This is a genomic window from Streptomyces sp. 8L (assembly GCF_020176795.1).
Taxonomy (GTDB): domain Bacteria; phylum Actinomycetota; class Actinomycetes; order Streptomycetales; family Streptomycetaceae; genus Streptomyces.
In genome coordinates, this window is the sequence record NZ_JAIUKE010000898.1 from 1 (window position 1) to 1145 (window position 1145).

At 69.2% G+C, this 1145-nt stretch carries 1 protein-coding gene; it reads left to right on the forward strand.

What is annotated here, in order from left to right; genetic code table 11:
- Positions 1–476 precede the first annotated feature (476 nt).
- A complete protein-coding gene (locus tag LCE31_RS39755; RefSeq protein WP_225023168.1) occupies positions 477–1070 on the forward strand; it encodes a snapalysin family zinc-dependent metalloprotease in 594 nt (197 codons plus the stop codon).
- Positions 1071–1145: the final 75 nt, after the last annotated feature.

Consider the following 1145-nt stretch of genomic DNA (forward strand, 5'->3'; position numbering starts at 1 on the left):
GTCCCGTCCCCAGGCTCCGCTCCGTCCCCGGGCCCCGCGCCACTCCCGGACCCCGCCGTGGCGGCCACGACGCCCTCCGTACCTCCACCGGACGACCGGAGATCCGACTCCGCCCGGCTGGATTCGCTGTCTGCCACTGCGCCGTCCCTCACATCCGCACCACGGTCAGCATCCACGGCCGACGTTCACGGCCGGCATCCACTGTCCACTGTCAACGCCCACCATCAGCACTCATCGTCCGCCACACGGCCCCCGTGCGACCACCCGAACCCGGTCGCGGCGCCAGTCGGTGGCACCGCCGTGCCACCCAGGACGCGGCACAAATGATCAAAGATGAGCTTTTCGCACGCAAGTTCCTCAATGCAACTCTCTCTCGGCGCAACTCCCTTTGTCCGTCGCGTACTTGTGGAGCTCATCGATGGCGTGGTGCTCTGTTGGCTCACAAGCACCCGACGTCATGGAGGGTAACGAGTCTCATGATCAAGCGAATAGCAGCCGTGGCGGCACTGATCCCGGTCATGCTGGGAGTCGCATCCGGTGCCGCTCTGGCGCATCCGGCGCCGAACGCGAAGGCGGCGGTGGTCACTTTGACCTACGACACCAGCCGGGCGGGACAGTGGGCGGGCGCGATCACGCAGGGCGCGCAGAACTGGAACGCGGCGGTGCACAACGTACGCCTGCAACCCGCGAGTTCGCCCAGTTCGGCCAACTTCGTCTATGTGGCGACCAGCGGCTGGCCGCAGACGACGCTCGGGCCGATCGTTCCCGGCGGCAGCAGAGGGCAGGTGCAACTGGGCCAGGAAGCCGTCGACGAGGGCTACGACATGACCCGGATAGCGGCACACGAAACCGGGCACATCCTCGGGCTGCCGGACGATTACAGCGGCCCGTGCTCGGAGCTGATGTCCGGCCACGGCCCCGGCACGTCGTGCACCAACGCCAAGCCGAACGCCGCGGAGGTGGCGCAGGTCGACCGGAACTACGCGGGCGGCGCGGCGTCGGTGAGCCCGAAGCAGCACCGGATCGTGATCGACGCGCAGCCCGCACCGGTCCTCGCCGGCGCACACTGACGGCCGGCGAAGCACCGGCAGCCGAAACCGGTCCGCGCCCCCGCCTTTCCCGGCTCCGAAAGCCGAGGGCGGGGG